General features: G+C 63.5%; 4 protein-coding genes and 1 pseudogene. All 5 read left to right on the forward strand.

The genetic code is table 11. The features are described 5' to 3' along the window. The coding region (locus tag AC2VNO_RS19150) for a calcium-binding protein (protein ID WP_486935626.1) at nt 1-1,914 on the forward strand (1,914 nt) is incomplete at its 5' end. Continuing rightward, complete coding sequence (locus AC2VNO_RS19155) at nt 1,911-2,771, forward strand: hypothetical protein (protein WP_486935627.1); 861 nt, start codon at nt 1,911-1,913, stop codon at nt 2,769-2,771. The genes AC2VNO_RS19150 and AC2VNO_RS19155, both read left to right, overlap by 4 nt. Further along, nucleotides 2,771-4,660, forward strand: coding sequence for a GAF domain-containing protein (locus AC2VNO_RS19160; protein WP_486935628.1), 1,890 nt, complete (start codon nt 2,771-2,773; stop codon nt 4,658-4,660). The genes AC2VNO_RS19155 and AC2VNO_RS19160 overlap by 1 nt, the downstream gene beginning before the upstream one ends. 3 nt (nt 4,661-4,663) lie before the next feature. After that, entirely contained in the window at nt 4,664-6,823 is a 2,160-nt protein-coding gene (locus AC2VNO_RS19165; RefSeq protein ID WP_486935629.1) for a peptidase M50, read from the forward strand. A 10-nt stretch (nt 6,824-6,833) separates the two neighbouring features. Next, a pseudogene (locus tag AC2VNO_RS19170) lies at nt 6,834-7,134 on the forward strand (preprotein translocase subunit SecA); the annotation flags it as partial.

Genomic DNA, 7,134 nt, shown 5'->3' on the forward strand with positions numbered 1-7,134 from the left:
CTGGGTACCCTCGTCGAGGCGAAGAGCCTGGCCCATGCTGTAGGTGGCGACGATACCTTCGCGGTCAATGCCGGAAACGTAGTATTCATCGGCGGTGCAGGAAACGACACACTGACGATCAGCGAGGCTCATTTCAGCAGCGAGCATGTCGTCATTGGCGACAACGGCCGCGCTCGTTGGGATGAAAGCGGGGTTCTGCGCAGCCTGATCAGCCTTGCTCCGCATGTTGGGGGCAACGACCGTATTGAGATCAATGCCGGATTCAGCGCCATCATCGCCGGTGCCGGTAACGATACAGTCAAGACCGGAGACCAAAGAGCCGTCGTACTGGCCGACTTGGGCGAGTTGACGTGGAATGCGGCAGGCTTCCTCACACGGGCGACATCCACCAACCCAGGCCTGGGAGGTAACGACAAGGTGACCGTCGGCAACGGCGGCAACCTGGTGATAGGTGGCGATGGTAACAACCTCATTCGCAGTGGGGATGGCCACGATCTGTTGGCCGGCGACCACGCCGAGGCGTTGTTCGATGTAAATGGCGCGATTCTATCCTTCACTTCGCTGCATTTCTCTCATGGCGGCCATGACACCATTACCAGTGGGGCAGGCAACGACTGGATCATCGGTGGCTACGGCAACGACGAGATCACGGTTACTTCGGGTGACAACGTGGTACTCGGTGACAACGGTCGAATACTGGCCCGCGATGGTATTCGACAGCGCGTAGAGAGCCTGGACACCCGAGCGTCGACCGGTGGCAACGATGTGATCCACGTCGGTACCGGCAACGACCAAGTGATCGCCGGTGTCGGCAACGATCATGTCACCAACGAAGCAGGTGAAACCGTCATCATCGGTGATGTGGGCGTTATCCTGAGCGATGCCAGCGGGCGCTATACCATCGCCGAGACGGGCAGGACCGACCTGGGTGGGAACAACCGTCTTTACGGTGGCTCCGATCGCGACATCATGTTCGGCGGCAAGGGCGACGACTACCTCAACGGCGGCCCGGGCAACGACATCCTGTTCGGCGACTTCGGCCGTGTGACCCGTACCTCGGCCATGATAACGGTAGAGACCATCAATCACTTCGAGGGCGGTAACGATGTCCTCATTACCGGTTCGGGTCGGAATATTGCCATCGGCGGTGCCGGTAACGATGGCTTCGACGGCAACTTCGGACTCGACACCATGATCGGGGAATATGCGCGGATTCGTATTGCCCTGAGCGGCGCCAACGAGGCCGAGCAGATCACCTCCATCGTGACTCTGGCTCAAGGGCGTCTGGACTTGATCCGCCAGGCTCAGCAGAACCTTTACGAAGAGGACCGCAGCGAGGCGGGCATGGACGTCATGGGGTGGCTGGACATGACGCCCCAGGGGCTGCTGGGTAACGGCAACATCTTCGCTCGCCAAGGCCAGCCCGGCTTCCAGGCTCGCGGCATGGAGGGGCTGCGTGCACTGATCGATGAGTGGGTCGAACGACAGCAGGGATCGGGCAGTGCAGGTTTGCGTTCCAGTGTTGCCTCTGCAGTGGCCGGCAGTGTCGGTGATACGTCGCCCGCGCCGCAGGGGCCAGCGCAAGAGGACGCTGATGAGGCTGCAGCGCAACAGCAGGACGAGATGCTCGAAGCCGAGCCGCTGGAGTTGCCGGTGGAGGAATCCATGCCCCAGAGCGAAATGCCGGAAGAAGCTTCATCGCCCGGTGACATCCAGGATGGCGGTGAAGAAGAGGAGGTGGGTCTGGAGGTCGCAGGCCTGGTCGGAGCCCTGGCCGGTGCCGGCGGCTGGGGGATCGCCCGCAAGGGCGTGGGTGTCGAGCCCGCGCGTATGGATGCCCTGCGCCGTGAGCAGGCTGCCGCTACCTGGCAGCAGCTTATGTCCCTGGCCGATGACGATAGCGATAAGGCATGAATAGCACAGAGTCCAAGAGCAAGCGGCCCCCTCTGGTGGGGGGCGAGCCTGCCGAGTGCATCCGGGCTTTCTTCACTGAACGCAAGCTGCCCTTCAGCATGGAGCGCTCGGCCAAGTGCCGTCCGGGGCAGTGGTCCAGACAGCGCTTCCTGTTCAGCCTGCCCATCGCGGCCTGTGGACCCGAGGCGCTGGCCCAGAGCTTGCCCTCGCTGCTGCAAGCGTTGGGGATGCAGCCGGCAGATGCCGTTGATTTCCTTGATGGGCTGCGGCCCAGCGCCGGGGAGATGCCGCACTATCTTCACCTTGGCGAGGAAGACGGTCGTTGCAAGGCCTATTGGGAAGCGCAACAGCCGGCAGCGCCGTCACCGGAGCTTCGCCATGTGCTTTACCGTGCCTGGAAATGGCAGACCGGCGAGGCGGCGGCAGTTTCCGATTACGTGCTGTTGCCGACCGCGACGCAAGCCTGTCAGGCAATCGATGCGCAGCTTGCCTTGATGCCAATGAGTCTCACCGATGTGATCGAGCAGCTTAAAGTCAGCTTTGCCTTGCGCCAGGCTCCCTGGCCTCCGCTGACGGTTCGTATCGAGGAGCGTCAGGGCGACCAAGCGACCCTGCGAAGCTCGCTCAATCTTCATCTTCATCAGGCGCAGCTTCCGCTGGGATCGATAGCCGGGCTGGCGATGGGGCTGGTGCGCGAATGGAGCAGCACGGCGCGCGGCGATATCGCAGATTGGATTGCAGCCCACGGTGACGAGAACATGGGCAACCTGTCGTTCGGTATCGGTGACGATGGGCAACCGTTCCTGACCTGTTATCACGGCGCCAGACTGTACCGTCCGGTACGTAGCGAGGATTGATGCAGCTAGGCGATAGCGGAACGCTGGCCATCCAGGCCTGGCAACAGCAGATTCAGGGCGTTCAGGGCTGGCTGGTCCGGCACTGCGAGCAGGCCCCGCGGCCCGAAGGAGCCAGCGTAACGCAGGGGATCGTGCTGTGGCGTCAGGGTGAGCAGTGGCAGCCCGTTGCCTTGTGGCCGAGCCAGGCCGATGGTACGGCCCTGCTGTCACTCACCGATGAGGTGCGCGAGGCGGGCCGTGGGCTGGTCAGCCAGCTCGACGAAACGAGCCTGGCAATCGGTTATCCCGTGCGCGACCTGACGACCCTCACTGGCGAACCGTCTGGCAGTGCCTTGCTGGGCGCGGTGGCCTTGCGCATTGCCCTGCCGCTCGGCGTGCAGGGAAAGAATGCGGCGATTCAGGCGGCTCTTCCGCCGCTCATGCAACGCCTGGAGGATGGGGTTGCAACGCTGGAGCGTGACGCACTTCAACGTGAATTCCGTTCAGGCGGGCAGCGTCAGGAGCGACTCTCCCAGCATCTTTCCTTGCTCGCGGCGGTGCTTGCCGAACCCCGTTTCTCTTCGGCCGGTATGCAGCTCGTTTCGCGTCTGGCCAGCCATTTCGAAGCGGAGCGGGTCAGCCTGGGGTGGCGCCGTGGAATGCGCACGCGAGTGGAACAGATCTCCCACAGCGCCCAGTTCAATCGCAAGATGAACCGCATACGCGCAACCGAAACCGCCATGGACGAGGCGCTCGATCAGTGCAGCAGCGCCGTCTGGCCGGCCCCCGAAGTGCCGGAACTGAAGCATGGTGTCATCCGTGCTCAGGCCACCTTGGGTGAAATGACGGGGCTGGCATCGATTGCCAGCATACCGCTGCTGGATGGCGCGCAACCTCTGGGCGCGGTCACCCTGGAGCGTGATACCCCCTTCGATGCCGAGGAGGTCGCCGCGCTGGAAAGCTTGCTGGCGCTGTGCGCACGGGCTTTGGACGAGAAGCGACGCAACGACCGGCCATTGCCGCTGAAGGTGGTGCTGGCCGGTGGCGAGCAGTTGGGTCGCCTGCTTGGGTCGGGATACCTGGGTTACAAACTGACGGGGCTGGCATTGGCCGGTGTGTTGGCATTTTCCGCATTGGCCACGGGGATAGATCGCATCGCAGCCGATGCCACCCTGGAAAGCCGTGAGCAGCGGGTAATGACGGCACCGTTTCGTGGCTATATCGATGCTGCCTTGGTGCGTCCAGGCGACCGCGTGGAGGCAGGCCAGCCCCTGGCCAACATGGATACCCGCGAACTGATGCTCGAACGCTTGCAGTGGCAGAGCGAGCTTGCCAAGTTCGAACGCCAGGAGCAGGAGATGCGGGCACGTGGCGATCGCGCCGCTCTCAACGTGCTGGCGGCACAGCGCGATCAGGCCCAGGCCCGGCTGGCGCTGGTCGATTCCAGGCTCGAGCGCTCCACGCTGTTGGCTCCCTTCGACGGTGTGGTGGTCAGTGGCGACCTGACCCAGCGCCTTGGTGGGGCCGTTGAGGCGGGCGAGGAACTGTTCCGGGTGTCGCCGTTGGACGATTTTCGGCTCGAACTGGAAGTAGCGGAGCGGCGTATCGATGACGTAGAGGTAGGTCAGCGGGGCGAGCTGGTACTCGCGGCGATGACCGGCGAGCGTCTGCCCTTCGTCATCGAGCGGATCACGCCTCGTACCCGCAGTGGCGATGGCAGTACGCGTTTCGTGGTCGAGGCCCGCTTGGAACGAGCAGGCTCCGATGCCGGCGGAGAGGCCCTGCGTGCGCTGCGCCCGGGGCTTCAAGGGGTGGGTAGAATCGACGCCGGTGAGGGAAAGTTGATATCCATCTGGACACGGGAGCTGATGGATTGGCTTCGCCTGACGCTATGGCGCTGGTGGGGTTGAGACATGGCCGGCCCGTTATTCAGTCAGCACTGGCACCGTGTGGCAGACCTGCGCTTGCGCTTGCGCCACCATGCCAACCTGCATCGGCATGAATATCGCGGTGAGCCCTGGTACGTTCTGCACGATACCCTGACCGGTCAGGTCCACCGCTTCACCCCCGAGGCCTATCAGATCATCGGTCGGTTGGATGGCAAACGCAGTCTGAGTGAAATCTGGGACCAGGTCAGCGCCTCGCTGGGTGACGCCATGCCGACTCAGCAGGAGTTGATTGCACTGATCGGCCGCCTGCACGGGGCCAATGTACTTTCGGGCTATGGCGACATCAATGTCGATGAGCTGTCGCGACGCCAGGAGAAGCAGAAGCGCGGCAAATGGCTGCAAGTGATTCGCTCGCCCCTGGGGATCCGTATCCCGCTGCTCGACCCCGAGCGTTTCATCACGGCCAGCTATCCGCTGGTGCGCCCTTTCATCAGCCCGCTGGGCGGGGCCATCTGGCTGGGCACTTTACTGTTGGCGCTGGTAGTGGCGGGCGTGCATTGGCAATCCCTTAGCGCCAACCTGGCCGACCGGGTATTCGGCATCGGCAATTTGTTGATGCTGGCGTTGATCTACCCCCTGATCAAGGCGCTGCACGAGCTGGGGCACGCCTGGGCAACCAAGGACGCCGGCGGCGAAGTGCATGAGATCGGCGTGATGTTGCTGGTTTTCTTTCCGGTGCCTTATGTGGATGCCAGTGCGGCGGCCGCCTGCCCGGACAAGTCGCGCCGCATGTTGGTAGGGGCTGCCGGCATCATGGTGGAGCTGTTTCTGGCAGCGCTGGCCATGTTGGTATGGGCAGTGGCCGAGCCGGGCCTGCTGCGGGCGGTGGCGTTCAATGTAATGCTCATTGCCGGGGTCTCGACGCTGCTCTTCAACGGCAACCCGCTGCTGCGCTTCGATGCCTATTACGTGCTTGCGGATTACCTGGAAATACCCAACATGTTCAACCGCGCCAACCAGCAGCTGGGTTACGTGGTGAAACGCTATTTTCTGGGCCGACGCGACGTCACCAGTCAGGCACGCTCCCGTGGGGAAGCCTGCTGGCTGGTCGGCTACTCATTGGCATCTTTCGGCTACCGTCTGGTGATCATGGTGGCCATTGCCGTGTTCGTAGCCACCAAGTATTTCTTCATAGGCGTCATTCTGGCCATGTGGTCGGTGACCATGACGTTGCTGCTCCCCCTGTTCAAGGTGCTGAAGGCCATGACCGTGGATGATTCGATGCAAGGTTCACGCAGCCGCGCCTGGAGTTGGATGCTGGGCGGTCTCGCCGTCGTCGCGCTGCTGCTGTTTCAGGTCCCGCTGCCCTATGCCACCCATGTTCATGGGATGATCGATAGCCGTGAGCCGGCCCAGGTGCGGGTGGGTGTCAGTGGTGAACTCGCGGAGATCTGGGTGGAGGATGGCCAGCAGGTAGCAGCCGGCGACCCGCTGATGCGAATCGCCGCTCCGGAGCTCGGTGCCGAGGTCCGGCTGCTCGAGGCGCGAAGCCGGGAGATCGAACAGGAGTTGGTGGCCAGCGTTCGCGATACGCAGACGGCCGCCATCCTGCGCGAAACGTTGATCCCCGTGCAGCGCCAGCTGGACGATGCGCGACAGCGTGCCGATGCCACGGTGCTGACTTCCCCTCATTCCGGTCTACTGCTCATGCCGCAAGGCGCACCTGTGCTGGGCAGCTATCTACAGCGTGGTGCTGGGGTCGCCGTCGTGGTGCGCCCTGAGGACCTGCGCATTCGTACCCTGCTGCCTGACCACCAGGTCGAGCGGGTGCGTGAGGATACTCGCCGGGTACGCCTGCGCCTGCCGGGCCATGAGCGCGATGCCGCTGGCACTCTGCTGTGGGTTTCGCCCAGCTCCGATCACACGATTCCCGGCCCGGTGCTGAGCGTGGAAGGCGGCGGCCATGTGGCGGTCGATCCCTCGTCGAGGGCCGAGGATGGCGCCCCTCGGGCGTTTCGGCGTCACTATCTGGCGGATTTCTCCGCTGCGGGCCTGCTGGGTGGTGACACCGCTCTGCACTTGGGTGGAAGGGTTCACGTACGCATCGAGCACGGCCCTGAGCCGCTTGGTTATCGGCTTTGGCGCGACCTTCGTCGCTCCTTCCTGAGGCTCTTCGAGCGATGAGAGGGCCTGCATGGCGCTGATGAAACTGCCGGCTGACGTGCTGTCGCGACCCGAACGTACCTTGCTGCCGCCGGGAAGCCTCGAGCCGCCGTGGCATTGGCTCAGGTCGAAGCTGCACTGCCCCGCAGCGTTACGTCGGCTAGGGCTGCGTACCTACTTGCCGGGTATACATCGCCATGCTGCCCGGCTGGCACCACTCGATGCGAAGATGTTGGACGAAGAGTGCGTCACTCTGCGCAGGGAGCTGACACGGCGTGGGCTCACGGCGGCGCGGGTACGACACGCCTTCGCTTTGGTGCGCGAAATTTCTC

This window comes from Halomonas sp. TH-94, from assembly GCF_057473365.1.